This window comes from Stenotrophomonas sp. PA-6-5C, assembly GCF_021605635.1.
GTDB lineage: Bacteria > Pseudomonadota > Gammaproteobacteria > Xanthomonadales > Xanthomonadaceae > Stenotrophomonas > Stenotrophomonas lactitubi.
The window spans coordinates 1-26,408 of the sequence record NZ_WKEE01000067.1 but is presented as its reverse complement, the minus strand read 5'-3'; the positions used below and the strand labels follow the sequence as shown (position 1 = coordinate 26,408).

At 67.0% G+C, this 26,408-nt stretch carries 21 protein-coding genes and 1 tRNA gene; 16 read left to right on the top strand and 6 right to left on the bottom strand.

What is annotated here, in order from left to right:
* Window positions 1–602: 602 nt before the first annotated feature.
* Complete coding sequence (locus GIW57_RS21100; RefSeq protein ID WP_236512676.1) at window positions 603–1,013, top strand: hypothetical protein; 411 nt, start codon at window positions 603–605, stop codon at window positions 1,011–1,013.
* A 183-nt stretch (window positions 1,014–1,196) separates the two neighbouring features.
* Here GIW57_RS21100 and recG read toward each other — a convergent pair whose 3' ends face one another.
* From recG to gmk, 5 genes are all read right to left on the bottom strand, one after another.
* Window positions 1,197–3,308, bottom strand: coding sequence for an ATP-dependent DNA helicase RecG (recG, locus tag GIW57_RS21095; protein ID WP_236512674.1), 2,112 nt, complete (start codon window positions 3,306–3,308; stop codon window positions 1,197–1,199).
* A 7-nt stretch (window positions 3,309–3,315) separates the two neighbouring features.
* Window positions 3,316–3,702, bottom strand: coding sequence for a RidA family protein (locus tag GIW57_RS21090; protein WP_025874214.1), 387 nt, complete (start codon window positions 3,700–3,702; stop codon window positions 3,316–3,318).
* A 138-nt stretch (window positions 3,703–3,840) separates the two neighbouring features.
* Window positions 3,841–6,003, bottom strand: coding sequence for a bifunctional (p)ppGpp synthetase/guanosine-3',5'-bis(diphosphate) 3'-pyrophosphohydrolase (locus tag GIW57_RS21085; protein WP_025874213.1), 2,163 nt, complete (start codon window positions 6,001–6,003; stop codon window positions 3,841–3,843).
* 106 nt (window positions 6,004–6,109) lie between these two features.
* Window positions 6,110–6,409 (bottom strand): DNA-directed RNA polymerase subunit omega, encoded by a 300-nt coding sequence (rpoZ, locus tag GIW57_RS21080; RefSeq protein ID WP_005410877.1) that lies wholly within the window; start codon window positions 6,407–6,409, stop codon window positions 6,110–6,112.
* Window positions 6,410–6,519: 110 nt separating this feature from the next.
* Window positions 6,520–7,185 (bottom strand): guanylate kinase, encoded by a 666-nt coding sequence (gene gmk, locus GIW57_RS21075; protein WP_236512672.1) that lies wholly within the window; start codon window positions 7,183–7,185, stop codon window positions 6,520–6,522.
* 341 nt (window positions 7,186–7,526) lie between these two features.
* Between gmk and fdnG the strand changes: the two genes are divergently transcribed.
* From fdnG to selD, 8 genes are all read left to right on the top strand, one after another.
* On the top strand, window positions 7,527–10,595 hold the full coding sequence (gene fdnG / locus GIW57_RS21070; RefSeq protein ID WP_157804816.1) for a formate dehydrogenase-N subunit alpha: 3,069 nt from the start codon (window positions 7,527–7,529) through the stop codon (window positions 10,593–10,595).
* 10 nt (window positions 10,596–10,605) lie between these two features.
* Entirely contained in the window at window positions 10,606–11,520 is a 915-nt protein-coding gene (gene fdxH / locus GIW57_RS21065) for a formate dehydrogenase subunit beta (protein ID WP_100460238.1), read from the top strand.
* A complete protein-coding gene (locus GIW57_RS21060; RefSeq protein ID WP_049469610.1) occupies window positions 11,517–12,164 on the top strand; it encodes a formate dehydrogenase subunit gamma in 648 nt (215 codons plus the stop codon). The genes fdxH and GIW57_RS21060 overlap by 4 nt, the downstream gene beginning before the upstream one ends.
* A 355-nt stretch (window positions 12,165–12,519) precedes the next feature.
* Window positions 12,520–13,503 carry a formate dehydrogenase accessory protein FdhE gene (fdhE, locus tag GIW57_RS21055; protein ID WP_100460239.1) on the top strand — a complete coding sequence of 328 codons (984 nt, stop codon included), beginning with the start codon at window positions 12,520–12,522 and terminating at the stop codon, window positions 13,501–13,503.
* Between the two features lie 4 nt (window positions 13,504–13,507).
* Complete coding sequence (gene selA / locus GIW57_RS21050; RefSeq protein ID WP_236512670.1) at window positions 13,508–14,926, top strand: L-seryl-tRNA(Sec) selenium transferase; 1,419 nt, start codon at window positions 13,508–13,510, stop codon at window positions 14,924–14,926.
* The gene (gene selB / locus GIW57_RS21045; RefSeq protein WP_236512668.1) at window positions 14,923–16,854 is read left to right on the top strand and encodes a selenocysteine-specific translation elongation factor; all 1,932 of its coding nucleotides are present in this window, start codon (window positions 14,923–14,925) and stop codon (window positions 16,852–16,854) included. The genes selA and selB overlap by 4 nt, the downstream gene beginning before the upstream one ends.
* 24 nt (window positions 16,855–16,878) lie before the next feature.
* Window positions 16,879–16,974 (top strand) — tRNA-Sec (locus GIW57_RS21040).
* 26 nt (window positions 16,975–17,000) lie between these two features.
* On the top strand, window positions 17,001–18,080 hold the full coding sequence (gene selD, locus GIW57_RS21035) for a selenide, water dikinase SelD (RefSeq protein WP_100460242.1): 1,080 nt from the start codon (window positions 17,001–17,003) through the stop codon (window positions 18,078–18,080).
* 57 nt (window positions 18,081–18,137) lie between these two features.
* Here selD and GIW57_RS21030 read toward each other — a convergent pair whose 3' ends face one another.
* Window positions 18,138–18,998: a YicC/YloC family endoribonuclease gene (locus GIW57_RS21030; RefSeq protein ID WP_236512666.1), complete on the bottom strand. Its 861-nt coding sequence runs from the start codon at window positions 18,996–18,998 to the stop codon at window positions 18,138–18,140.
* Window positions 18,999–19,120: 122 nt separating this feature from the next.
* Between GIW57_RS21030 and rph the strand changes: the two genes are divergently transcribed.
* From rph to pepQ, 7 genes are all read left to right on the top strand, one after another.
* The gene (rph, locus tag GIW57_RS21025) at window positions 19,121–19,846 is read left to right on the top strand and encodes a ribonuclease PH (protein WP_025874210.1); all 726 of its coding nucleotides are present in this window, start codon (window positions 19,121–19,123) and stop codon (window positions 19,844–19,846) included.
* The gene (locus tag GIW57_RS21020) at window positions 19,843–20,229 is read left to right on the top strand and encodes a VOC family protein (protein ID WP_236512664.1); all 387 of its coding nucleotides are present in this window, start codon (window positions 19,843–19,845) and stop codon (window positions 20,227–20,229) included. Before rph ends, GIW57_RS21020 begins: the two co-directional genes overlap by 4 nt.
* Window positions 20,229–20,825, top strand: coding sequence for an RdgB/HAM1 family non-canonical purine NTP pyrophosphatase (gene rdgB / locus GIW57_RS21015; RefSeq protein ID WP_236512663.1), 597 nt, complete (start codon window positions 20,229–20,231; stop codon window positions 20,823–20,825). Before GIW57_RS21020 ends, rdgB begins: the two co-directional genes overlap by 1 nt.
* 58 nt (window positions 20,826–20,883) lie before the next feature.
* Entirely contained in the window at window positions 20,884–22,104 is a 1,221-nt protein-coding gene (gene hemW / locus GIW57_RS21010; protein WP_236512662.1) for a radical SAM family heme chaperone HemW, read from the top strand.
* 120 nt (window positions 22,105–22,224) lie between these two features.
* Window positions 22,225–24,501 carry a DUF1631 family protein gene (locus tag GIW57_RS21005; protein WP_236512661.1) on the top strand — a complete coding sequence of 759 codons (2,277 nt, stop codon included), beginning with the start codon at window positions 22,225–22,227 and terminating at the stop codon, window positions 24,499–24,501.
* Complete coding sequence (locus GIW57_RS21000; RefSeq protein ID WP_100460247.1) at window positions 24,498–24,872, top strand: PilZ domain-containing protein; 375 nt, start codon at window positions 24,498–24,500, stop codon at window positions 24,870–24,872. The genes GIW57_RS21005 and GIW57_RS21000 overlap by 4 nt, the downstream gene beginning before the upstream one ends.
* Window positions 24,873–24,947: 75 nt before the next feature.
* On the top strand, window positions 24,948–26,279 hold the full coding sequence (gene pepQ, locus GIW57_RS20995; protein WP_100460248.1) for a Xaa-Pro dipeptidase: 1,332 nt from the start codon (window positions 24,948–24,950) through the stop codon (window positions 26,277–26,279).
* Window positions 26,280–26,408 lie beyond the last annotated feature (129 nt).

The following is a 26,408-nucleotide window of genomic DNA, read 5'->3' as shown; positions in this document are numbered from 1 at the left end:
GTGAATACATCCATGTAGGCTCGGTCGCGCCATCCATGGCGCTCACGCCCCCGCAACCGGACCCACCCCGCCTTCGACAGTTCTCCGCGATCTGTCGGAATGGCATGGCCTGCTGTTGGTGGGTGTCGACCCTGCTGCTCTTGGTGGGTGTCGACCCTGCAGCTGTTGGTAGGTGTCGACCTTGGTCGACACGGTAGATCCACGCCATGCGTGGATGGATGTCGGAGGGATCGAGAAAGATGACGTAATCGGCCTGCGCTTGCAGGGCCACGCTGCAGTTGCAGCGTTTTCGACTTTTCCAATGATTCTCATTGAAGCGACGAGGGCTGTCGTGGACATCATGAGGGGCCATCGACAACGGATGGCACGGGCTTCCAATCCCGTTTGACTTACGTTGTTTACGCTTGCCTGCCGGCGTTGCGCGCGTGTTCCTGCGTGGCGTCCGGCAGGCAATCCGTCCGTGCGCCTTTTGGCGGGCGGTGCGTGGGGGCCTCGTGCCCGCCGGCTTATCAACGTTAGTCACCGGTATTGGAACCACTCACCGTCCGCCACCCTCGCCTTCGCGTGGGTGGCCTCTCGCCTTGCGTACAAGGACTGCCGACATGACCGCATCCCGCTATCCCTTCCTGTTCGCCACTCTGGGCGATGCCGCCGCCAGCATCCCCGATGAGCTGGCGCAGGCGCTGGAAACCACCCTCGCCGCTCCTGCGACCGGACCTACGAACGACGGCTTCACCCTGCTGGGTTGCCTCAAGCGCATCCGCCAGGGCGAAGGTGCCGATGGTCAGCTGTGGCCGAGCCGCTGGCATACACCTAGGCAACGTGTGGCGCTGGCCCGCATCGACCGCGCCAATGCCGGGCTGATCCTGCTGCTGGAGGTGCTGCACGCCAGTGAGCGCGTGCGCGTGGACGGCGAAGAAGTGCAGCAGATAGGCGATGACATCCGCGAAGGACTGCTGCTGGCCTGCCGTGGTTTGTCCGAATACATGGGTACGCAGTTGCCGGCCGTCTAGCAAATGCCCAGTAGATCCACGCCATGCGTGGATAGGCTGTTGTGGAGTCGAGCCATGCTCGACTCACGCGCGCAGCGCGAACAGCAGCCGAGCATGGGCTCGGCTCTACCAATCCGCAGCGGACGTCCTGGCCCTTGCGGAGTCAGAGCCCTTTGCTCGGCAAAGGAGTCCGACCCCAACCGGTCAGGCCGAGGCGTACCGCACGGCGGTGCCGATCCAGCGCTGCACCACGCGATCTGCAAGCGCCGGTTGCTGCGCCAGCAGGCGTTCGGCCAGCGCATGCACGCCCGGCAGCAGGCCCGCATCGCGCGCAAGATCGGCGATACGGAAACCGGCCAGGCCCGTCTGCCGGGTGCCCAGCAGTTCGCCGGGCCCGCGCAGTTCCAGATCCTTCTCGGCGATGACGAAACCGTCGTTGGTCTCGCGCATGGTCTGCAGGCGTTCGCGCGCCATCTGCGAAAGCGGCGCTTGATACAGAAGCACGCAGCGCGACACCGCTGAACCACGGCCGACGCGGCCGCGCAGCTGGTGCAGCTGGGCCAGGCCCAGGCGCTCGGCATTCTCGATCACCATCAGCGAGGCGTTGGGCACGTCCACGCCGACTTCGATCACGGTGGTGGCCACCAGCAGGTCGATGTCGCCGGCCTTGAACGCGACCATCGTCGCCAGCTTCTCGGCCGCTTTCAGCCGGCCATGCACCAGCCCCACGCGCACGCCGGGCAGCAGCGCCTGCAACGATTCGTAGGTGGCCTGCGCGGGCGTGGCATCCAGTTCTTCACTTTCTTCGATGAGCGTGCATACCCAATAGACCTGCCGCCCTTCCTGGCAGGCCAGGGCGATGCGCTCGATCAGTTCGGGGCGACGATCATTGTTGAGTGCAACGGTCTGCACCGGCGTGCGGCCCGGCGGCAGCTCGTCGATGGCCGATACATCCAGGTCGGCGTACTCGGACATCGCCAGCGTGCGCGGAATCGGCGTGGCGGTCATCACCAGCTGATGCGGCACGTTGTTGCCGCCCTTGCCCTTGTCGCGCAGTGCAAGCCGCTGGTGCACGCCGAAGCGGTGCTGCTCGTCGACGATGGCCAGGGCCAGATCCTGGAACACCACCGCCTCCTGCATCAGCGCGTGGGTACCCACCACCACCTGCGCTTCGCCGTTGGCGACCTGTTCCATCACCTTCGCGCGCGCCTTGCCGGTGACCTTGCCGGCCAACCAGGCAATGCGCACGCCCAGCGGTTCCAGCCAGCCGCGCAGGTTGTTGAGATGTTGCTCGGCCAACAGTTCAGTGGGGGCGGCCAGTGCGACCTGCTTGCCCTGCTCCACCGCCAGCATCGCCGCCAACGCGGCCACTACAGTCTTGCCCGAGCCGACGTCGCCCTGCACCAGCCGCAGCATCGGGCTGGGGCGCGCGAGGTCTTCGCGGATCTGCTTGAACACGCGTGCCTGCGCACCGGTCAAGGCGAATGGCAGCTGCTTGAGCAGCGCCTTGGCCAGCTTGCCGGGGCCAGCCAGCGGAGGCGCGTGATGCGCCTGCAGCGCAATGCGCTGGCGACGCAGGCTGAGGTGGTGGGCCAGCAGTTCTTCCATCGCCAGCCGGCGCTGCGCTGGGTGGGTGCCGGCAGCGAGTGCGGCCAGGTCTGCATCCGGCGGCGGCTGATGCACGGTCAGCAGCGCGCTGCGCAGCGATGGCAGGCCGAGACCATCGAGCCAGCCGGTCGGCAGCAGTTCCAGCGTGCTTTCTTCCGGCAGGCGATCAAGCGCCTGGCCGATCAGCTTGCGCATCGTCATCGGGCCGACGCCCTCGACGGTGGGGTACACCGGGTCGAGGCGGTCGCCGAGATCGGGATCGTCATTTCGCCCCAGCACCTGGTAACTGGGATGGACGATCTCCAAGCCCAGATGCCCGGGCTTGGGCGTACCGAAGCAGCGCAGCCGGTTGCCGACGGCGAACTGGCCGACCTGCTGCTGGCGGAAGTGGAAGAAGCGCAGCACCAGGGTGCCCTGCCCTTCGTCTTCCACCGCTACCTTCAGCATCGGCCGGTAGCGCATGCCGCGCTCGACAGCGACCACCCGCACTTCCACCTGCGCCGGAATGCCGTTGCGCAGGTCTTCGATGCGGGTCAGCCGGGTGCGGTCTTCATAGCGCAGCGGCAGGTGCAGCCACAGATCCTGCAGGGTGGCCAGGCCACGCGCCTGCAGCTTGGCGGCCACGGCCGGACCGACGCCGGCGAGCATCGCAAGCGATGCTTCACCGGACGGTGCCAGTGCCGGGGTGACCGCCGCCTTGCGTGCCACGTGGCGGTCAGTCGATGACCATCACCGCGTCGACCTCGAAGTTGGCGCCCTTCGGCAGGCCGGAGACTTCGATGGTGGAACGGGCCGGGAACGGGGCCTGGAAATAGTCCTGCATCACGGCGTTGACCTTGGCGAATTCGGCCAGGTCGGTCAGGTACAGGCCCAGGCGCACGACCTTGTCCAGCGAACCGCCCGCGGCTTCGGCCACGGCCTTGAGGTTGTCGAAGGCACGACGGGCCTGTGCTTCGACGTCACCCACGCCGACGATGTCGCCGGTGGCCGGGTCGAGCGGAATCTGGCCGGAGAAATACACGGTGTTGCCGGCGCGCACGGCCTGCGAGTACGGGCCGATGGCGGCCGGGGCCTTTTCGGTGTTGATGATCTGGCGGGACATGGGTCGCTCCGGTGCGTTGGGGGAAAACAGAGCGGTGATTGTACCGGGTGGGGGTGCATCCACGCATGGCGTGGATCTACCCCGCATGAACCGCGCGGCGGGCCGGCACGGCCGGAATCATCCACGCATGGCGTGGATCTACTGGCGGCGGACCGCCTGCACGACCGACAGGCGGCGCAGGCGACGCATCACTTCGGCCAGGTGGTTGCGGTCGCGTACCTGGATGTTGAACGCCAGCACGGCGGCGTTGAAATCGCGGTCCAGGTAATCCACGCGCTCGATGTTGGAATGGCTCTGCGCGATTGCCGCAGCCAGCTGTGCGAGCACGCCGGTACCGTTCTCCACTTCCACCACCAGCGAGGTGTCGTAGTCGCCGGACACCGTAGTGTCCCAACCGATCAGCACCCAGCGCTCAGGCGACTTGCGCAGTTCGGCCAGGTTCGGGCAATCCATGCGATGCACCACGATGCCCTTGCCGGCGGTGTGGTAACCCATGATGTCGTCGCCCGGAATCGGCTGGCAGCAACCGGCGAAGGTGACCACGCCGCGCTCGCTGCCATTGATCAGGATCTTTTCCTGCGAGCTGTGGCGCGAATGCGCGCCGCCGCGCAGTTCGGCGTACGCCATCAGCGCCTGCGCGGCCTGGGTCGGCATCCAGTTGCCCAGCGCGACTTCCGCCAGCAGGGCCTCCAGGCGCGGGAAACGATGTTCGGCCAGGAAGGCATCCAGACGGCCCTTCGGCAGGCGCTCCAGCGAGCTGTCCATCGCCTCCAGCGCGCGGTCGAGCATGCGATGGCCCAGCTGCACGGCATCTTCGTGCTCCAGCTGCTTGAGCTGGTGGCGGATGGCGGTGCGTGCCTTGCTGGTGACCACGAACTCCAGCCACTGCGGCTTGGGCGTGGCCGAGCGCGCGGTGATGATCTCCACCGACTGCCCCGACACCAGCTTGGTACGCAGCGGCACCAGTTTCTTGTCCACGCGCGAGGCCACGGCCATGTTGCCGACATCGGTATGCACGGCATAGGCGAAGTCGAGCGCGGTGGAATTGCGCGGCAGCGCCAGGATCTTGCCCTTCGGCGTGAACAGGTAGACCTCGTCCGGGAACAGGTCGACCTTGACGTTGTCGAGGAACTCCAGCGAGGAACCGGCGGCACGCTGCGAATCGATCAGTTCGACGATCCAGGCGTGCGCGCGGCTCTGCGCGCTGTTGGGCGAATCGCCACCGAACTTGTAGGTCCAGTGCGCCGCCACGCCGCGCTCGGCAATCAGGTCCATCTCTTCGGTGCGGATCTGCACTTCGATGGGCGAACCATACGGGCCGAACAGTACGGTATGCAGCGACTGGTAACCGTTGGCCTTGGGGATCGCGATGAAATCGCGGAAACGCCCGTCCAGCGGCTTGAACGCGGCATGCACTGCGCCCAGCGAGTGGTAGCACTGCGGCACGCCGCGCACGACCAGGCGGAAGCCGAACACGTCCATCACCTGGTCGAAGGATTTGTTCTCGTCGCGCATCTTGTTGTAGATGCTCCACGGGGTCTTGATGCGGCTGACCAGGCGGTGCTCGATGCCCTCCTTGGCCAAGCGCTGCGACAGCTGCACTTCCACCTGCGCCAGGGCCTCGCGGCGCACCACCGGCTGGCTGCGGATGTGCTTTTCCAGGATCGCATGGCGCCACGGGTACAGCGCCTTGAAGCCGAGGTTCTGCAGTTCGCTCTTGACCAGGCTCATGCCCAGCCGCTGCGCGATCGGGGCGTAGATCTCCAGCGTCTCGCGGGCGATGCGGCCGCGCGCTTCGCGGCTCTGCGCGCCCAGCGTGCGCATGTTGTGCAGGCGGTCGGCCAGCTTGATCATGATCACGCGCAGGTCGCGCGACATCGCCAGCAGCATCTTGCGGAAACTCTCGGCGGCCGCTTCCTGGCGGTCGCGGAACTTCAGCTTGTCCAGCTTGGTGACACCGTCCACCAGCTCGGCCACCGCTTCACCGAACTCGGCCGACAGCGCCTCGCGGGTCAACGGGGTGTCTTCGATGGTGTCGTGCAGGATCGCGGCGATCAGCGCTTCCACGTCCAGGCCGAGCTCAGCCAGCACCTGGGCCACGGCCACCGGATGGGTGATGTAGGGCTCACCCGACTTGCGCGTCTGCCCAGCGTGCGCGGAGGCACCGACTTCCCACGCACGGCGCAGCAGCGGCAGCTGCTCGGGCGGCAGGTAGTGGGCGGCGCGTTCGAGCTGGAGGACGTAATCGGGTACGGCGGCAGCGGGGACTGCGGCGACCTTGGCAGTGGGGCCTGGGTTCATGGCCAAAGCCTATGCCAGCGCGACGTTTACGGCAAACCCTGAATGCGAAACAGCCCGCACGGGGCGGGCTGTTCGGCGTATCCAGCGATGACGTTGATCGATGCGATCAATCGTCGTTCTTGGACATGTCTTCGTCGGCGACCACTTCAGCGGCGGCCCACTCCAGCGCTTCGCGCTCGGCGCGCTCACGCTCGGCCTTCTCGACTTCGTCGATCAGCGCGTTGTCGATCTTGCGGGCAGCGATCTCGCGCAGCGCCAGCACGGTCGGCTTGTCCTCGGTCTCGCTGTTGTCCAGCGTGGCCTGCACGCCATTGGCGAGCTGACGGGCGCGCTTGGAGGCCATCATCACCAGCTCGAAACGGTTGTTAACGACTTCCAGGCAATCTTCTACGGTAATGCGGGCCATACGGGCTCCCGGCGACCGGTCGGCCGCTCAGTCGAATGAGGGAAAGGGGACGGAGTGTACTGGCAGGGGCTGGACAAAATCAAGCCAACCCCCACCGGACCCTTTAGGAATCAATCAGTTGAACTCGCATCCGGGGTCAACAGGGCCTGGATCAGGCCGGCATGGCGGACCTTCTGGGCGTCCCGGCGCAGGCGGCTGGCGGTGAAGATCGCGCACAGCTCGTCCACGGCGGTGTCGAACACTTCATTGACGATGACGTAGTCGAACTCGTTGAAGTGGAGCATTTCATCGCGGGCAGCACCCAGGCGCTGGGCGATGACCGCCTCGCTGTCCTGGCCGCGCTTGCGCATGCGGTCCTGCAGGGCCTGCTTGGACGGCGGCAGGATGAACACCGTCACCGTGCCCGGCACCAGCTGGCGCACCTGCTGCGCGCCCTGCCAGTCGATCTCCAGCAGCACGTCCTGGCCGGCGTTCAGCTGCGGCTCCACCGACTGCCGGGCGGTGCCCTTCCAGTCGCCATGCACCCAGGCGTGTTCGAAGAAGTCGCCGGCGGCGATCATCTCCTCGAACTTCTCCGCGCTGACGAAGTGGTAGTGCTGGCCGTTCACTTCACCCGGGCGCATGGCCCGCGAGGTGAAGGAGATCGACAGCGCGATCTGCGGGTCGCGCGCCAGGGTGGCGTTGACAATGCTGCTCTTGCCGGCGCCGGAGGGCGCGGCGACGATGTACAGCGTGCCGCGTGCAACGGCACCCGGCGACGTTGACGGAGCGCTCATGCGCAGAGCCCAACTGGTTGATTTCGCAAAATTTTTCCTCGGTGGTCCAGACCCGGCGCGGAGGATCGCGCCAGCACGGCGGGGACTGCGTGGGACGTTCTGGAACCCGGCCCGGCAGACACTTCCCCGTGGGGCGGGCACGCAACTTTACCAGAGCAGGCCCTTTCCGCGCCCGGCCGTCCCTTGTGCCACGGGGACATCCGCAGGCCTGTGCTATAACCGGGCCATTGCGGTCGTTCCCGGAAAGACGTTCGCGGCATGCTGGCGAACGTCCCCTCGACGGTCGTACCTACCGACAGCCCGGGGGCCTGCGTGCCTCCCCGCCATCCAAGGAGAACGGCATGCCCTCGATGAGCCGCCGCCAGTTCCTGAAAGTGACCGGGACCACCCTGGTCGGCTCCAGCCTGGCATTGATGGGCTTCGCGCCCGGCATCGCACTGGCGGAGGTGCGGCAGTACAAGCTGAGCCGCGCCACCGAGACCCGCAACACGTGCACGTACTGTTCGGTTGCCTGCGGCATCCTGATGTACGGCCTGGGCGACGGCGCCAAGAACACCGAGCCGAACATCTTCCACATCGAAGGTGACCCGGACCACCCGGTCAATCGCGGCACGTTGTGCCCGAAGGGCGCCGGCCTTGCCGACATCATCCACAGCAAGTCGCGCCTGCTGTACCCCGAATACCGTGCGCCAGGCTCGAACGAGTGGAAGCGGCTGAGCTGGGACGATGCACTGGACCGCATCGCGCGGCTGATGAAGGAAGACCGCGACGCCAACTTCGTGCAGAAGAACGAGGCCGGGCAGACGGTCAACCGCTGGCTGACCACCGGCATGCTTGCGGCCTCGGCCACCAGCAATGAAACCGCGGTGCTGACCCACAAGGTCGTGCGCTCCCTGGGCATGCTGGCATTCGACAACCAGGCACGTGTCTGACACGGCCCGACGGTGGCAGGTCTTGCCCCGACGCTAGGCCGTGGTGCGATGACGAATCACTGGGTCGACATCAAGAATGCCGACCTGATCCTGATCATGGGTGGCAATGCCGCCGAGGCGCACCCGTGCGGGTTCAAATGGGTGACCGAGGCCAAGGCGCACAACAAGGCCCGCCTGATCGTGGTCGACCCGCGCTTCAACCGCTCGGCCGCGGTGGCCGACGTGTACGCGCCGATCCGCACCGGCACCGACATCGTGTTCCTGGGCGGCCTGATCAACTACCTGTTGACCGAGGACCGCATCCAGCACGAGTACGTGCTGAACTACACCGACATGCCGTTCCTGGTGAAAGACGAGTTCGCCTTCAAGGACGGCCTGTATTCAGGCTACAACGAGGAGAAGCGCAGCTACGACCGTTCCAGCTGGGACTACGTGTACGGCGATGATGGCTACGTGCGCAGCGACCCGACGCTGAAGGACCCGCGCTGCGTCTACAACCTGCTCAAGCAGCACTACGCGCGCTACACCGTGGAGATGGTCGAGCGCATCTGCGGTACGCCCGCCGACAGCATCCGCCAGATCTGGGACATGATCGCGTCCACCGCCGGCAAGGACAAGGCGATGACCATCCTGTACGCACTGGGCTGGACGCAGCACTCGATCGGTGCACAGAACGTGCGTGCCGGCACCATGGTGCAGCTGCTGCTGGGCAACATCGGCGTGGCCGGTGGCGGCATGAACGCGCTGCGCGGGCATTCCAACATCCAGGGTCTGACCGACATCGGCCTGATGTCCGACCTGCTGCCCGGCTACCTGACGTTGCCGAAGCAGGACGAGCAGGATTACGACGCCTACATCGCCAAGCGCACGCAGAAGCCGCTGCGTGCCAACCAGATGTCGTTCTGGCAGAACTACCCGAAGTTCCACGTCAGCCTGATGAAGTCGTGGTGGGGGGATGCGGCCACCGCCGACAACAACTGGTGCTTCAACCATCTGCCCAAGCTCGACAAGCCGTACGACATGCTGCAGGCGTACGAGCTGATGAACGAAGGCAAGATCCACGGCTACATCTGCCAGGGCTTCAACCCGCTGGCCTCGGCGCCGAACAAGGGCAAGCTGATCAGCGCGTTCTCCAAGCTGAAGTTCATGGTCAGCATGGACCCGCTGGAAACCGAGACCATCGCCTTCTGGCAGAACCATGGCGCGCTGAACGATGTCGATCCCAGCGCGATCCAGACCGAAGTGTTCCGCCTGCCGACCACGTCCTTCGCCGAGGAAAACGGCGCGGTGGTCAACTCCTCGCGCTGGCTGCAGTGGCACTGGAAGGGTGCCAACCCGCCAGGCGAAGCACGCAGCGACATCGAGATCATGTCCGAGCTGTTCCATCGCATCAAGGCGCTGTACGAGAAGGACGGCGGTGCCTGGTGGGAGCCGGTGCGCGACTTGGCTTGGAAGTATTCCAACCCCGAGGTGCCGACGCCGGAAGAGCTGGCGATGGAATACAACGGCAAGGCGCTGGTGGACGTGTTCGATCCGAAGGACCCGACCAGGCTGGTACGCAAGGCCGGAGAGCAGCTGGCCGCGTTCGGCGACCTGCGCGACGACGGCAGCACCTCCTCCGGGTGCTGGATCTACATCGGCGCCTGGGGCCCGACCGGCAACATGATGGCGCGGCGTGACAACAGCGACCCCACCGGCATCGGCAACACGCTGGGCTGGGCCTGGGCGTGGCCGGCCAACCGCCGCGTGATGTACAACCGCGCCTCGTGCGATGTGGCCGGCCAGCCGTTCGACCCGCGGCGCACGCTGCTGGCATGGAACGGCAGGAACTGGGGCAGCGTGGACGTGCCCGATTTCAAGGCCGACGAAGACCCGGCTGGCGGCATGGGCCCGTTCATCATGAACCCGGAAGGCATCGCCCGCTTCTTCGCCAAGGCCGGCATGGCCGAAGGCCCGTTCCCGGAGCATTACGAACCCTTCGACACGCCATTGCGCAGCAACCCGCTCAGCCCGGGCCAGGCGAATACGCTGAACAACCCCGCGGCCCGCGTGTTCGCCAGCGACCGTGCGCAGATCGGTTCGCCGGACGAGTACCCGCACGTGGCCACCACCTACCGCCTGACCGAGCATTTCCACTTTTGGACCAAGCACGGCAAGCTCAACGCCATCATCCAGCCCGAGCAGTTCGTCGAGATCGGCGCGGCCCTGGCCGATGAGCTGGGCATCAACAACGGCAGCCGCGTGCGCGTGAGTTCCAAGCGCGGCCATATCGAAGCCGTTGCGATGGTGACCAAGCGCATCAAGGCCCTGCAGATCGATGGAAAGACCGTCCACCAGGTGGGCATTCCGATCCACTGGGGCTTCCTCGGTGCAGCCAAGCCCGGCTACATCGCCAATACGCTGACCAACGCCATCGGTGACGGCAACTCGCAGACGCCCGAATCGAAGTGCATCCTGGTCAAGGTCGAGAAGGTGTAGGAGACACGCCATGTCACTGCAATCGCTGGACATCATCCGCCGCTCGGCCACCACCACGCCCTCGCCGGAAGCGCGCGGTGCGCACACCGGCCAGGTCGCCAAGCTCATCGACGTCAGCAAGTGCATCGGCTGCAAGGCCTGCCAGGTCGCCTGCATGGAGTGGAACGACCTGCGCGACGAAGTCGGCAGCTGCGTTGGCAGCTACGACAACCCGCCCGACCTGAGTGACCAGTCGTGGACGGTGATGAAATTCCGCGAGTACGAGGATGAGACCGGCAAGCTGGAGTGGCTGATCCGCAAGGAAGGCTGCATGCACTGCAGCGACCCCGGCTGCCTGAAGGCATGCCCGTCACCCGGGGCGATCATCCAGTACGCCAACGGCATCGTCGACTTCCAGGAAGAGCACTGCATCGGTTGCGGCTATTGCGTCACCGGCTGCCCGTTCGACGTGCCGCGCATCTCAAAGAAGGACCACAAGGCCTACAAGTGCACGCTGTGCTCGGACCGGGTAGCGGTGGGGCAGGAACCGGCCTGCGTGAAGACCTGCCCGACCGGCGCCATCACCTTCGGCAGCAAGCAGGACATGACCGAACATGCGGCGGGCCGGATCGAAGACCTGAAATCCCGTGGCTACGAGAATGCGGGCCTGTATGACCCGCCCGGGGTCGGCGGCACCCACGTGATGTACGTGCTGCAGCATGCCGACAAGCCACAGCTCTATGCCGACCTGCCCAAGGACCCGCACATCAGCGTGATGGTCGAGGTTTGGAAGGGCGTGGCCAAACCATTGGGCGTGCTGGCCATCGCCGCCACCGCGTTTGCCGGCTTCCTGCACTACATCGGCATCGGCCGCAACACGGTGAACGATGAAGAGGAAGAACAGGCCGAGCAGGAAGCGGAGAAGATCGAGGAAGAGCAGCCATGAAGTACGCCCCCCATCCCCGGCAGATCGTGCGCTACCGCGCGCCGACCCGCATCAACCACTGGATCGTCGCGCTCTGCTTCGTGCTGACGGCACTGTCCGGTCTGGCCCTGTTCCATCCGGCCCTGTTCCCGCTGACCCAGCTGTTCGGCGGCGGGCCGTGGACGCGCATCCTGCATCCGTTCATCGGCCTGGCCATGGTGCTGGGCTTCGCGCTGCTGGCCCTGCGGATGTGGCGCGACAACCTGCCTGCCGCCGATGACCGCGCGTGGTTGCGTGGCATGCGCGACGTGCTGCAGAACGAGGACGAGAAGCTGCCGCCGGTCGGCCGCTTCAATGCGGGCCAGAAGTTGTTGTTCTGGGCCATCATCGGCTGCCTGTCGGCGCTGCTGCTGACCGGCTTTGTGATCTGGCGCCAGTACTTCAGCCACCTCTTCCCGATCAGCGTGATCCGCTTCTCGGTACTGGCCCATGCGCTGTTCGGTTGGGTACTGGTCTGCGCGATCGTGGTGCACATCTATGCGGCGATCTGGATCAAGGGCTCGGTGCGGGCAATGACCCAGGGCAAGGTGACCTATGGGTGGGCGTACAAGCATCACCGGCAATGGTTCCGGGACATCCTGCGCGGGCGGCGGGAAGAGGGGTAGCGGCAGGGCTGCGCCCTGCACCCGCTTCAAGCCAAGGCAACGTCAAAAGCTGGGTTGCTGCGGGATGGCGGGGAGGGCGGTTGCGGGGGACGCTGCAAGTACGTCCATGTAAGCTCGGTCGCCGCATCCATGCGGCTCACGCCCCCGCAACCGGACCCACCCCGCCTTCGACAGTTTCCCGCTGCTGTTGGTGGGTGTCGACCTTGGTCGACACGATGACACGGCAACGACCGAAACCGACTTTTGTAGAGTCGAGCCATGCTCGACTGCTTTGCTCGACTGCGTTGCTTGAACACGCTGGACGCCAGCGCTGACAACAGCGAGGATGGAGGCTGGTTCTTCCGGCTGGCCCTGCATGGCGCAACGCATCCTTGAACCCGGCGAGATCGAGACGCTCGCCTCGCGCGATGTACCGCGCATCATCCTGCCCGATACGGCATCCCTGTTCACCGAACGCGCCGCACGCCTGCGCAGCCTGGCCGCGCGCAGTGCCATCGGCGGTTACCTGCAGCTGCTGGCAGCGTTGGCCGATGCACAGCAGGCCGTGCTGGAAGCGCTGGCGCCACAGCAACGTGAGGAGCTGCAGGCGCAGGCGCGCGCGCAGCAATCGAGCGCGGCGGTCGGTGCCGGCATGCCGTTGCGGCCAGCCAACACGCTCCGGCTTGATGGCCGCTGGCGCGACTGGTTGCGCACGCTGTGCCTGCACTGCGCCGATGAAGCCGGTCTGCCGGCGGAAACCCGGCAGGAGCTGCAGCGTGTCGCCGCCGCCGATGATGCGTGGCTCGATGCCCAGGCACATGCGGTGCTGGAGCGTGATGATGCGCCCTCGGTGGACGCGGTCGCTGCGCTGTTGGTGATGAACGCGTTGCAGGTGTATTGGGCCGTGCTCACGGCCAGCTTCCGCCCCACCGACCTGAAGCCGCTGGCCGATGCGCCGGGCCTGTGCCCGCTGTGCGGCACCCTGCCGGTGGCCAGCATGGTGCAGGCGCGCCCGCCCTATGCGTCCTACCGCTACCTGTCGTGTTCGCTGTGCGCCTGCCAGTGGCACTACGTGCGCGTGCAGTGCAGCCAGTGTGGTGCCGCCGGCAAGGACATCGCCTACCGCGCCCTGGCTGATGCCGACGGAGACACCGGTCAAGCCGTGCGCGAGAGCGCGGTGCGGGCCGAGACCTGCGACCACTGCCACAGCTACCGCAAGATCCTGTATCTGGAAAAGGACCCATCACTGGAACCGGTGGCCGATGACCTCGGCACGCTGGCGCTGGACCTGCTGCTGGGCGAGGAAGGCTATGCGCGTGCCAGCCAGAATCCACTGCTGTGGCAATCCGACGGCGAGTAGGGCGATGACACGCACGCCCCCGGTATCGGCCGCTGCCCTGCCCTCGCTGGACCGGCTGCTGCGCCTGCCGGCGTTGTCGGTGCTGATCGAGGGCCACGGCCGCAGCCGCATCACCCAACTGCTGCGTTCACACCTGCAGGCCCTGCGCGAGCGCATCGGCGCCGGGCAGCTCTCGGCCGAGGCACTGCAACAGGCCATTGAAGGCGCGGCGCTGGTCGCGGCGCTTGATGCCGCACTCGACGCCGATGCACGGCTGGACCTGCAGCCGATGTTCAATCTGACCGGCACCGTGCTGCATACCAACCTGGGCCGCGCCCTGCTGCCCGAAACCGCAGTGCAGGCGGTGACCCGCGCGATGACCACGCCGGTCGACCTTGAATTCGACATCACCCGTGGCCGCCGCGGCGACCGCGATGCACGGGTGCAGGCCCTGGTCTGCGAGCTGACCGGCGCCGAAGCGGCCACCGTGGTCAACAACAATGCGGCGGCGGTGTTGCTGCTGCTCAACAGCCTGGCCAACCGCCGCGACGTGGTGGTATCACGCGGCGAACTGGTGGAGATCGGTGGTGCGTTCCGTATTCCCGATGTGATGCGCAGCGCCGGTGCGCGGCTGCTGGAAGTGGGCACCACCAACCGTACCCATCCGGCCGACTTCACCAACGCCATCGGCACGCGTACCGCGCTGTTGATGGAGGTGCATGCCAGCAACTATGCCATCACCGGCTTCACCGCCAAGGTCGAGACTGCGAAACTGGCAGCCATCGCCCACCGGCATGGCCTGCCCATGGTGGTGGACCTGGGCAGCGGCAGCCTGTGCGACCTGGCCACGTTCAGCCTGCCGCACGAGCCCACCGTGCAGGAAGCGCTGGCGGCCGGTGCCGACCTGGTCTCGTTCAGTGGCGACAAGCTGCTGGGCGGGCCGCAGGCCGGCATCATCGCCGGACGCGCCGACCTGATCGCACGGATCAACCGCAATCCGCTCAAGCGGGCGCTGCGCATGGACAAGATGGGCCTGGCCGCGCTGGAGGCGGTGCTGGCCCTGTACCGCGAACCGGAACTGCTGGCGCAACGGCTGCCGACCCTGCGCACCCTGTCACGCACGCAGGACGATATCGATGTGCAGGCACAACGCCTTCTGCAACCGGTGCGTTCCGCGCTGGCGAACGACTACACCGTCGAACTTGCCCCCATGCACAGCCAGATCGGCAGCGGCGCGCAGCCGCAGGCGCAGTTGGCCAGCGCCGGGCTGCGCATCAGCAGCGCGCGTCGTGGCGGACTGGATCGCCTGGCCAAGCGTCTGCGTCAGCTGCCTCGCCCGGTGCTGGGGCATATCACTGATGACGCGTTGTGGCTGGACCTGCGCTGCCTGGAACCCGCCGACGAAGCGGACTTCCTCGCCCAGTGGAGCACCCTGCAGGCATGATCGTCGGTACCGCCGGACATATCGACCATGGCAAGACAAGCCTGGTGCGGGCATTGACCGGCATCGAGACCGATCGCCTGCAGGAAGAGCGCACGCGCGGCATCTCCATTGAACTGGGCTATGCCTATGTCCCGGTTGCAAACACGCTGGGCGCAGGCCCTGCGGTCACGCTGGGCTTCGTCGATGTGCCCGGCCACGAACGCTTCGTGCACACCATGGTGGCCGGTGCCACCGGCATCGATGCCGCACTGCTGGTGGTCGCCGCCGACGATGGGGTGATGCCACAGACCCGTGAGCATCTGGCGATCCTGCAGTTGCTGGGCGTCGATCGCGGCGCAGTGGCCCTGACCAAGATCGACCGTGTGGATGCGACGCGCATCGCCAGGGTCGAGATCGAGATCGCCGCACTGCTGGCCGGCACGCCGTTGCAGGACTGCCCGGTGTTCGCTTGCAACAGCATCGCAGCCGATGATGCGGGCACCACCGCACTGCGTGCCTGCCTGCATGCATGGGCCGCGGACGATGCCGGCGCGCACCAGGCCGAACGTCGCAGCGAGCTGTTCCGCATGCCGGTGGACCGTGTGTTCTCGCTGACCGGCCACGGTACGCTGGTGACCGGCGCGGTGCACGGCGGCGTCGCTGCGGTCGGTGCGCACCTGCAGCTGATGCCGGATGGAACCGAGGTGCGCGTGCGCAGCATCCACGCACAGAACCAGGCCAGCGAACAGGCACAGGCCGGGCAACGCTGCGCCCTGAACCTGGCCGCCATCGCCCGCGAAGACATCAACCGCGGCGACTGGATCGCCGACCCGCGTGCGCTGCAGGCCACTACCCGCGTCGATGTGCGCCTGCGGCTTTCCGCGCTGGCCGCACCACTGCGCGATTGGGCACCGCTGCATATCCATTGGGGCACGATGCACCGGCAGGCGCATGTGCTGTTGCTGGAAGATCATGACAGCAGCGACGGCCAGCGGGTGCAGCTGGTGTTCGATGCACCAGTCTGCGCGATGTGCGGCGACCGCTTCATCGCCCGCGACTCGGCTGCGACCCATACGCTGGGTGGCGGTATCGTGCTCGATCCCGATCCGCCGCAACGGCGCCGGCGCAGCCCCGCGCGACTGGCATGGCTGGCGGCGCTGGAGCAGATGGCGGGCGGCGCCGGCGTCGGCCCGCTACTGCATCAGGCGCCAACCGGCGTTGCGCTGGCAGCCCTGCAACGCTACTGCCGCCGCGCTTCCGAGCAGATCGAGCTGCCTGCGGACGCACGGCGCATCAGTACGCGCGAGGGCGTGGTGATCATCCTTGCCTCGCACTGGCAGGTGCTGCGTGAACAGGTGGTCACCTCGCTGCGCAGCTGGCATGATCGACGCCCCGACGAACCTGGCGTCGACAGCGGGCGGCTGCAGCGCAGCACCCTGCCCACGCTGGCGGGCGGCCTGTGGAACGCCCTGCTGCAGGACCTGCTCGACGACGGCACGCTGCAGCGCGCGGGTGCGTGGTGGCGCTTGCCTGGCCACGATCATGCGCCCCCCGAACGCGAACGCATCCTGCTCGAACGCGTGTTGCCGCAGCTGCATGCCGGTGGTTTCGATCCGCCCTGGGTGCGCACCCTGGCCGCCGATATCGGAGTTGCCGAGCACGACGTCCGCACCACCCTGCGCCGGGCCGCCGCACGCGGCGAGCTGTTCCAGGTGGTACCCGACCTGTTCTATGCACCGGCCCGCATCACCGAGCTGGCCGCCATCGTCGCGCAACTGTCGCAGGCTTCCGGCACAGTCGATGCGGCAGTGTTCCGCGATGCGATCGGCCTTGGCCGCAAGCGCAGCATCCAGATCTTGGAGTTCTTCAATCGCGTTGGCTACACTCGACGCGTCGGTGACCATCATCGGCCGCGCAGCGACCTGCAGTGGAACGCGCCCCCCGGTTGAGCGCACCGGTACCGCAATACCTTCGGAAGGCATGCGCATCCGGGCATGCGGCTGGGCTTCAAACCCAGTAGGGGACGTCAATCGTTCCCTGGTAGGTTCGACTCCTGCTGCCTTCCGCCAATCGTGTTTCCGCAGGAGATATCGGCATGGCCAGCCACGCGCAGTCCCCCGCCCCCTCACCGGCCGATGCCCCGCAACGATTGACGTCGCTGGCCCACGGCGGCGGCTGCGGCTGCAAGATCGCGCCGGGCGTACTGACCGAGCTGCTGCGGGGGACCCCGGCGTTGCCGGCACCGGTTGAACTGCTGGTTGGACGCGAGACCAGTGACGACGCCGCGGTGTACCGCCTGGATCAGCGCCAGGCAATCGTCGCCACCACCGATTTCTTCATGCCCATCGTCGACGACCCGTTCGACTTCGGCCGCATTGCCGCCACCAATGCCTTGTCGGACCTGTACGCAATGGGTGCGCGCCCGCTGTTCGCGCTGGCCATCGTCGGCATGCCGATCAACACCCTGCCGCAGGACACCATCCGCGGCATCCTTCAGGGCGGTGAACGTGCCTGTGCTGACGCCGGCATTGTCGTCGCCGGTGGCCACAGCATCGACTCGGTGGAACCGATCTACGGCCTGGCCGCGATCGGCATCCTCGACCCACAGCGGCTCAAGCGCAACGCCGATGCCCGTGCCGGCGACCTGCTGGTGCTGGGCAAGCCGTTGGGCGTGGGCGTGTACTCGTCGGCGCTGAAGAAGGAAATGCTGGATGCCGACGGTTACCGGCAGATGCTCGATTCAACCACCCGCCTGAACACCGTCGGTGTACCGCTGGCCGCACTGGATGGCGTGCACGCGATGACCGATGTCACCGGCTTCGGCCTGCTCGGTCATCTGCTGGAAGTGTGCCGCGCCAGCGGCATCACCGCCGAAGTGGACAGCGCGCAGATACCGCTGTTGCCGCAGGCGCTGGATCTGCTGCAGCGTGGCTGCGTGACCGGCGCCTCCCGCCGCAACTGGGCCTCGTATGGCGCCGACGTCCGCTTCGCCGCCGGATTTCCAGCACACTGGCAGCCGCTGCTGACCGACCCGCAGACCAGTGGCGGCCTGCTGGTGTCATGTGTACCGGAGGCGGTGGATGCTGTGTTGGCCTGCTTCCACGAGGCGGGGTTCAAGCAGGCGGCGGTGGTGGGCCGATTGGGCGAGGGAACGCCGGCCGTCAGCGTGCGTTGATGCGCTGAAACGAAGAGGGCGCCCGAAGGCGCCCCTGCTGCACCGATGGATGCAACGTCACTCGATGTTCTGCACCTGCTCGCGGATCTGGTCGATCAGCACCTTCAGCTCGACGGCGGCGTTGGACGTGCGGCTGTCCACCGACTTGGAGCCCAGCGTGTTGGCCTCACGGTTGAACTCCTGCAGCAGGAAGTCCAGGCGGCGGCCAACCGGCTCGCGCTGCTTGAGCACCCGGCGGATCTCGACGATGTGGCTGGACAGGCGGTCCAGCTCCTCGTCCACGTCCAGCTTCTGCAGCCACATCACCAGTTCCTGCTCGGCGCGGCCGGGATCGACCGGATGCGGCAGGTCGGCCAGGCGGGCGGCAAGTTTGGCGCGCTGGCCGTCGCGAATGGCTGGAATCAGCGTACGGACCTCGGCGGCGATGCGCTCGATGGCATCCACGCGCTCGGCAATCGCGGTGGCCAGCGTAGTGCCTTCACGCTCGCGGGCGGCGATGAAACCGTCCAGCACCTGGTCCAGCAGCGCCAATGCTTCAACCTGCAGGGCTGCGGCATCGGTGGCCTCGCCCTGGGTGACGCCCGGCAGCTGCAGCAGGTCGGTGAAGCTGACCTGCAGGTTGGGGAAATCGGAGGTCAGCCGGTGTGCCAGCTGGCCCAGCTGGCCCAGCAGCACCTCGTTGATCTGCAGGCTGGCGGCCGAATCCGGCGCGCGCAGGCGCATCACCAGATCCAGCTTGCCACGGCTCAGGCGCGCGGAAATGCGCTCGCGCAGCTGCGGTTCCAATGCGCGAAGTTCCTCGGGCAGGCGGGTGCCCACTTCCAGGAACCGGTGGTTGACCGAGCGCAGCTCGCAGCCCAGCGTGCCCCACGTGGTGGAACGCTCGCCGCCGGCATAGGCCGTCATGCTTCGAATCATGGATGTATCCGGTGCTTGCAAAGGGGGAATGGTACCCTAGCGGTCTCTTTTGAGCCCCTTTCCCCGCCCCGTGAAGGCCGCGGGGATGGCGGCGTACTCCCTTTCCCTACGGAACCTGCCCCATGTCCGATTTCCGCCCCAGTGGCCGTCAGCCCGATCAACTGCGCCCGGTCGTCATCCAGCGCGGTTTCACCCGCCACGCCGAAGGTTCGGTGCTGGTCTGCTTTGGTGAAACCCGCGTGTTGTGCACGGCCAGCATCGAGAACCGGGTGCCGGGCTTCCTGCGTGGCAAGGGCGAAGGCTGGGTGACCGCCGAGTATGGCATGCTGCCGCGCGCCACCCACACCCGCAGCGACCGCGAAGCCGCACGCGGCAAGCAGGGCGGCCGCACGCTGGAGATCCAGCGCCTGATCGGCCGCAGCCTGCGTGCCTGCGTGGACCGCAATGCACTGGGCGAACGCACCATCACCCTCGACTGCGACGTGCTGCAGGCCGACGGCGGCACCCGCACTGCTGCCATCACCGGCGCCTATGTGGCCTTGGTCGATGCAGTGAACGTGCTGATGAAGCGCGGTGACATCAAGCGCAACCCGATCCTCGGCGCGGTGGCGGCGGTGTCGGTCGGCGTCTATCGCGGCACCCCGGTGCTGGACCTGGATTACGCCGAAGACAGCGACTGCGACACCGACATGAACGTGGTGATGAACGACGGCGGCGGTTTCATCGAACTGCAGGGCACCGCCGAAGGCCATGCCTTCCGCCGTGACGAACTGGATGCGCTGCTGGGCCTGGCCGAAAAGGGCGTGACCGAGCTGCTGGCCGCGCAGCAGGCGGCGCTGTCGGCATGAACCGGCGCATTGCCCTGACCACCCTCGTGGTGGCCGATTACGACGAAGCCATCGCCTGGTACACCGGCAAGCTCGGCTTCCGGCTGCTGGAGGACATCGACCAGGGCAGCAAGCGCTGGGTCGTGGTCGGGCCGACCGATGGCAGCGCCGCCGCGCTGCTGCTGGCCCGCGCCAGCAACGACGAACAGCGCAGCCGCATCGGCAACCAGACCGGCGGCCGCGTCGGCTTCTTCCTCAACACCGACGACTTCCGCCGCGACCACGCGACGATGCTGGCCGCCGGTGTCGAATTCCTGGAAGAACCGCGCGAAGAACCCTACGCCACGGTGGCGGTATTCCGCGACCTGTACGGCAACACCTGGGACCTGTTGGAGCCCCGCTGATGAAGAAGCTTGTCCTGGCCAGCCACAACGCTGGCAAATTGGTGGAAATGCAGGAAATCCTCGCCGACCTGCCGCTGCAGATCACTTCGGCCGCCGAACTGGGCCTGGGCGATGTGGAAGAGACCGGCCTGACCTTCGTCGAGAACGCGCTGTTGAAGGCGCGCGCCGCCTGCGAAGCGACCGGCCTACCGGCGCTGGCCGATGATTCGGGGCTGATCGTCGATGCCCTCGGTGGTGCGCCGGGTCTGTACAGCGCGCGCTATGCGGGTCACCCGACCAACGCGGCGGCCAACAATGCCAAGCTGCTGGACGCGATGGCCGGCATCGCCGATGGCCAGCGCAGCGCCCGCTTCTATGCGGTGATCGTGCTGCTGCGGCACGCCACCGACCCGCAGCCGCTGATCTGCGAAGGCCGCTGGGAAGGGCAGATCATCCGCGAACTGCGCGGGAGCAACGGCTTCGGTTACAACCCGGTGTTCCTGGATACCGCCCACGGCCTGACCGCTGCGGAGATGGAACCGGCGTTGAAGAATGCCATCAGCCATCGTGCCATCGCCCTGCAGCAGCTCAAGCAGCAGCTCGCGGCCTGGCTCTGACACCCCACCCGATCAACACAGGGAAGCCGGCCCGCGGTCGGCACTACCGATGACTGCCATGCCGCACGACCACGACCACTGCAACCACCTGCCCGGCGAAACCTGCGACCACGACACCCCGCCACGTCTGGTGCCGCCGCCGCTGGCGCTGTACGTGCATCTGCCGTGGTGCGTGCGCAAATGCCCGTACTGCGATTTCAACTCGCACCAGGCCAAGGGCGAACTGCCCTTCGATGCCTACATCGATGCGCTCGTGCGCGACCTCGACCAGGACCTGCCGCTGGTCTGGGGCCGGGTGGTCAGCAGCGTGTTCTTCGGTGGCGGCACGCCCAGCCTGTTCCCGCCGGAAGCCATCGACCGCTTCCTGCAGCAGGCCAGCGCGCGTCTGCGCTTCGCGCCGAATGCAGAAATAACCCTGGAAACCAACCCGGGCACCGCCGAGCACGGCCGCTTCGACCGCTACCGTGCGGCCGGGGTCAACCGCCTCAGCTTCGGCATCCAGAGTTTCGATGATGCGATGCTCAAGCGCCTGGGCCGCATCCACGACAGTGGCGAGGCTGAGCGCGCGGTGAAGATGGCGCAGGACGCCGGCTACGACAATTTCAACATCGACCTGATGTACGCCCTGCCGGAGCAGACGCTGGCCGGTGCCGAGGCCGACCTGGAACGCGCGTTCGCGTTGCAGCCGGCCCACATCTCGCACTACCAGCTGACCCTGGAACCGAACACCGTGTTCTTCGCGCGGCCGCCGCATGGCATCCCCGATGAAGACAATGCGTGGGACATGCAGGAACACTGCCAGGCGCTGCTGGCGCAGGCTGGTTTCGGCCAGTACGAGGTGAGCGCCTATGCCCGCCCCGGCCGGCAGAGCGCGCACAACCTGAATTACTGGCGTTTCGGTGACTACCTCGGCATTGGCGCCGGCGCACACGGCAAGATCAGTTCCGGCGCCGAGGAGCACGTGCTGCGGCGCTGGAAGCACAAACACCCGCAGACGTTCATGGATACCGCAGGCACGACCGCATCGTTTGGCGGCGACGAGGTGATCGCCGCTGATCGCCTGCCGTTCGAGTACATGCTCAACCTGCTGCGCCTGCACGAAGGTTTTGGCCTGCGCGACTTCGAATCGCGGACCGGCTTGGCCCGCAGCGTGCTGGACGTTCCATTGGCCGAAGCGGTGCAGCGCGGATGGCTGGTGGTGGCGGACGGGCACGTGCAGCCAACCGAGCTCGGCCGGCGCTTCACCAACGATGTGGTCAGCCTGTTCCTGGAAGATTGATCTGCCTGCCGCGTGGCCATGGAAGGCCGCGCTGAATGAATCTGCCGCTAAAGTAGCGCCGTCACCGGCCGACACGGTAGATTCCAAGTTCGATACGCGGGAATCCGGACCCCCTCGCCGATGTCTGCTGTCTTCTCTCTTTCCAGTGCCGACACTGCCCGCCTGGCCGCGGCCGACCTGCCGCCGCGTGTACGCGAGCTGCTGGGCGCGTTGATCGGCCTGTGCCACCAAGCCCTGACGGCACCGCTGATCCTCACCGTGGAGGCGCTGGAGCAGACCCTGCTGCATGACGCCGACCATGCCCGCAACCCGCAACAGCAGGCTGACCTGCTGGCACAGCGCGGGCAGCTGCATGCGTTCGCCGGCCACTTCAGCGACCGCATGCTCGATGCGCTGGCCGATGCGCTTGCGCGGTTGCGCGAACCGATCACCCCGATCGTGGCTGCCGTCACCCCTCCGCCGTTGCCCGGCATGCTGGGGTTGACCCTGGTGGCCGAGCATGAGGTCGACCGCGACCTGCTGCTGACCGAAATGGTGCGCCGGGAAACGCTGCGTTCGGCCAACGCCTTGAACCTGCTCGGCCAGCGTCTGGGTGTTGTTGCCGGCACACCGGCTTTTGAAGCCGATACCCTGCCGCTGGCACCGCAGGCCCTGTGCGCGATGGTGCGCAAGCTGGCCGAACAGGATGCGCTCGGCGCCGACGTCCAGATGGCGCTGTACCGCAGTTTCGAGCGGCAGGTACTGGAACGGCTGGGCGATGTGCTCGACCGCGCCAATGCGCTGCTGGCGCAGCACGGCATCCTGCCAGGCCTGGTCTATACCCCGTACCTGGCACGTTCTTCGAGCACCCGCCGGATCATCACCCAGTCGGTCGGCAGCGGCCGCAGCGGACGCCCGTCACCGCGCGCGCCCACGCCGATGACCGGCTGGGGTAGCTCGGCACCGGCCGGCTCTTGGTCGACATTGATGCAGGACGCTCTCGCCGATGCGACAGCGTCCGGCTCGTCGGTCGGACGGACTGTGCCGGCCAGCAGCATGCTGCACGAGATGCTGCAACGGGCGCGGCAAGCTCCACAGCCCGCGGCTGAAACGGCAGCCCTGCCCAGCGCGGCAGTTGATGCCGTGCTGGCGCGCCTGCAGGGCCAGGCCAGCGCCGCCAGCGCCATGACCGATCTGCAGGCCGCCGTGGTCGCGCAGCTGCGCAGCGAACATGGCGCCCAGGCCAGCCTCGGCAGCCACGACCGCGACAACCTTGATCTGCTGCGCCTGCTGCTGCAGCAGGTTCAGCAGCAGCAACGGCCGGACCCGGTGCCGGCCGCGCTGCTCGCGCGCCTGCAGGTGCCACTGGCGCGCGCAGCGATGGCCGATCCCGGGTTCTTCGTACGCGACGAACACCCGGCACGCGAACTGCTCAACCATGTCGCTGAAGCCGGCGCCAGCTGGCTCGGCGATGACGATGTCGATCCGCAGCTGCTGCAGCGGCTGGCGCAGAGCGTGCAGGGCCTGCTGGGCCAGGATGCACGCACGCCCGAGGCCTTTGCCGCCGCCAACGAAGAGATACAGCAGCACCAGCGTGCCGCCGCGCACCGCGCCGAACTGGCCGAGCGCCGTCACGTGGAAGCCGCGCGCGGCAAGGAACGGCTGGAACTTGCGCGACGCCAGGCCAATGCGCAGATCGACCAGTGCTGCGACACGCAGGAACCGCCTCGCTTCGTGCAGACACTGCTGCGCCAGGCCTGGGCGGACGCATTGACCTTGACCCGCCTGCGCCACGGCGAAGATTCGCCGCAGTGGCAGCAGCGCCTGCAGCAGACCGAACGCATCGCTGCGATCACTGCCGAGGCCGCCAGCGGCGATGGCGCCACGGACGCCCCGTTGGCCGCCGAGGTTGAATCGGCCCTGCTGCAGGTCGGCTACCACGCAGAAGAGGCGGCCGCCGTCGCGCGTCGCCTGTCCACGCCAGGTGGCGAAGACGAAAGCACCTCGCGCACCGAACTCAGTGCACGCCTCAAGGCGCATGCACGACTGGGCGAGCACGCAGGCGCACAGGCCCTGGCAAACGACGCCACCCCTCGCAGCGAAGCCGAAGAGGCCTGCTACCAGCAGTTGTGCGCGCTGCCCTTCGGCAGCTGGTTCGATATCGACGATGGCGAAGGCACACTGCGCCGCCAGCGCCTGTCCTGGTACAGCCTGTTGACCTGCCACGTGCTGTTCGTCAACGCGCGGGGGCAGAAGATCAGCGAAACCACGCTGGACGCCCTCGCCCGGCAGATGGATGCCGGACGCGCGCAACTGGTCACCGAAGACAAGGGCCGGCTGGTCGATCGCGCTTGGCAGGCGAGCCTGGGCGCACTGCGCACGCTCGCCGGACATCGCCCGCAGGAGCCCAATGCATGAGTACCCAGCCCCCCGTGGATACCCGCCGCGCACCGCGTCGGCAGGTCTCCGATCTGATACCGGTGACCGACCAGATGCGCGATAGCGTGGTCGGCCGACTTGGCAATGTGTCCGAGACCGGCATGCTGATGCTGGCCAGCGCCACGCTGCGCGACGATGCGCTCTATCAGTTGCGCTTCCCGTTGCCGTTGGCCGATGGCCGCAGCGAGCTGATCGACGTCGGCGTACACCTGCTGTGGAGCGAACCGGCGCATGCGCCCGGCCAGAGCTGGGCAGGCTTCCGCTTCCTGACCCTGTCACGCGAGCATCGGCAGCAACTGCGCCAGTGGATCGGCGAAGACAACGATGAGGCACCGGTTTCGACGGGCTGAGTGCCGGTTCCGGCACAGCGGATTGCGTCAGTATCCGGCAGAATCTAAGGCCGTTTTCCGTGTCGAGCCACCGCAATGATCCAGCAAGACCCCGGCGCCCTGTATCCCGACCACCTGGCCGTGCTGTGCCGACGCGCCGAGCAGGCGCTGGCACGCGGCGGCTTCGACCACCTGGTGGTGCCCAGCGGCACCCTGCACTACCAGTTCTTCGACGACCGTGATTACCCGTATGCGGTCAACCCGCAGTTCAAGGCCTGGCTGCCGCTGACCCGCGTACCCAACAGCTGGATCGTGTTCACCCCGGGCAAGCGTCCGGCGGTGATCTTCCACCAGCCGTTCGACTACTGGCATGTGGTACCGGACGCCCCGAGCGGCTGGTGGGTCGAGCACTTCGACATCCACATCATCCGCACGCCCGAAGAAGCGCTGGCGCTGCTGCCGTCCGATCCGGCGCGCTGCGCGATCCTGGGTGAACCGCAGAGCGCGCTGGGCGCCTATGTGCCCAACAACCCGGCGCCGGTGGTGAACTATCTGGAATGGCATCGCGGCAGCAAGACGCCGTATGAAATCGCACTGATGCGCCAGGCGCAGGTGCTGGGCGTGCGCGGCCATCGCGCGGCCGAAGCGGCGTTCCGCAACGGCGCCGACGAGTTCAGCATCCACATGGCCTATTGCCAGGCCGTGGGCCAGGACGCCACGGAACTGCCGTACGGCAACATCGTGGCCCTGAACGAGCACGCCGCCGTGCTGCATTACACCGAACTGGGCCGCAAGGCACCGCAGCCGCTGCGCAGCTTCCTGATCGACGCCGGCGCCAGCGCATACGGTTATGCCAGCGACATCACCCGCACCTACGCCGCCGCCGGCCATGACGAGTTCGCGGCGATGATCGAAGCCGTCGATGCCGCACAGCAACAGATGTGCGCAGCGGTGCGCCCGGGCTTCGATTACAAGCAGTTGCATGTTGATGCGCATCTGTCGCTGATGGGCGTGCTGAAGGACTTCGGCGTGATCAAGGTGTCGCCGCAGACCGCGCTGGAAACCGGCGTCAGCGCCGCATTCTTCCCGCACGGTATCGGTCACCTGATCGGCCTGCAGGTGCACGACGTGGCCGGTTTCGCCGCCAGCGACGAAGGCGGCCGCATCGAGCGCCCGGCGGGCCACCCGTACCTGCGCCTGACCCGCGTACTGGAACCGGGCATGGTGGTGACGATCGAGCCGGGCCTGTACTTCATCGACATGCTGTTGAACGAAGTGAAAGCTGCCGGCCATGGCGATGCGATCAACTGGGATCGTGTGGACTTCTTCCGCCCGTATGGCGGCATCCGCATCGAAGACGAAGTGCTGTGCACTGATGGCGAGGCGGACAATCTGACGCGGCCGGTGTTTGCGGCGGCGAACGGCTGAGCCCCTCGTGGTTGGTCGCTTGGAGCAAAAGCCGCGCTTGGCGGGACGGGTTGGATTCGCGGGGGACGCCGTGAATCCATCCCTGGAGGCTTGGCCGCCGCATCCATGCGGCGGACACCCCCGCAAACC

Coding starts and splice junctions, on each gene's coding strand:
- GIW57_RS21085 (WP_025874213.1), bottom strand. CDS start 6,003: ATGAACCCAGGCCCCACTGCCAAGGTCGCCGCAGTCCCCGCTGCCGCC.
- fdxH (WP_100460238.1), top strand. CDS start 10,606: ATGTCACTGCAATCGCTGGACATCATCCGCCGCTCGGCCACCACCACG.
- GIW57_RS21020 (WP_236512664.1), top strand. CDS start 19,843: ATGAACCGGCGCATTGCCCTGACCACCCTCGTGGTGGCCGATTACGAC.
- selD (WP_100460242.1), top strand. CDS start 17,001: ATGGCCAGCCACGCGCAGTCCCCCGCCCCCTCACCGGCCGATGCCCCG.
- hemW (WP_236512662.1), top strand. CDS start 20,884: ATGCCGCACGACCACGACCACTGCAACCACCTGCCCGGCGAAACCTGC.
- rpoZ (WP_005410877.1), bottom strand. CDS start 6,409: ATGGCCCGCATTACCGTAGAAGATTGCCTGGAAGTCGTTAACAACCGT.
- GIW57_RS21100 (WP_236512676.1), top strand. CDS start 603: ATGACCGCATCCCGCTATCCCTTCCTGTTCGCCACTCTGGGCGATGCC.
- GIW57_RS21060 (WP_049469610.1), top strand. CDS start 11,517: ATGAAGTACGCCCCCCATCCCCGGCAGATCGTGCGCTACCGCGCGCCG.
- GIW57_RS21090 (WP_025874214.1), bottom strand. CDS start 3,702: ATGTCCCGCCAGATCATCAACACCGAAAAGGCCCCGGCCGCCATCGGC.
- gmk (WP_236512672.1), bottom strand. CDS start 7,185: ATGAGCGCTCCGTCAACGTCGCCGGGTGCCGTTGCACGCGGCACGCTG.
- fdhE (WP_100460239.1), top strand. CDS start 12,520: ATGGCGCAACGCATCCTTGAACCCGGCGAGATCGAGACGCTCGCCTCG.
- selA (WP_236512670.1), top strand. CDS start 13,508: ATGACACGCACGCCCCCGGTATCGGCCGCTGCCCTGCCCTCGCTGGAC.
- GIW57_RS21000 (WP_100460247.1), top strand. CDS start 24,498: ATGAGTACCCAGCCCCCCGTGGATACCCGCCGCGCACCGCGTCGGCAG.
- rph (WP_025874210.1), top strand. CDS start 19,121: ATGTCCGATTTCCGCCCCAGTGGCCGTCAGCCCGATCAACTGCGCCCG.
- pepQ (WP_100460248.1), top strand. CDS start 24,948: ATGATCCAGCAAGACCCCGGCGCCCTGTATCCCGACCACCTGGCCGTG.
- selB (WP_236512668.1), top strand. CDS start 14,923: ATGATCGTCGGTACCGCCGGACATATCGACCATGGCAAGACAAGCCTG.
- GIW57_RS21005 (WP_236512661.1), top strand. CDS start 22,225: ATGTCTGCTGTCTTCTCTCTTTCCAGTGCCGACACTGCCCGCCTGGCC.
- rdgB (WP_236512663.1), top strand. CDS start 20,229: ATGAAGAAGCTTGTCCTGGCCAGCCACAACGCTGGCAAATTGGTGGAA.
- GIW57_RS21030 (WP_236512666.1), bottom strand. CDS start 18,998: ATGATTCGAAGCATGACGGCCTATGCCGGCGGCGAGCGTTCCACCACG.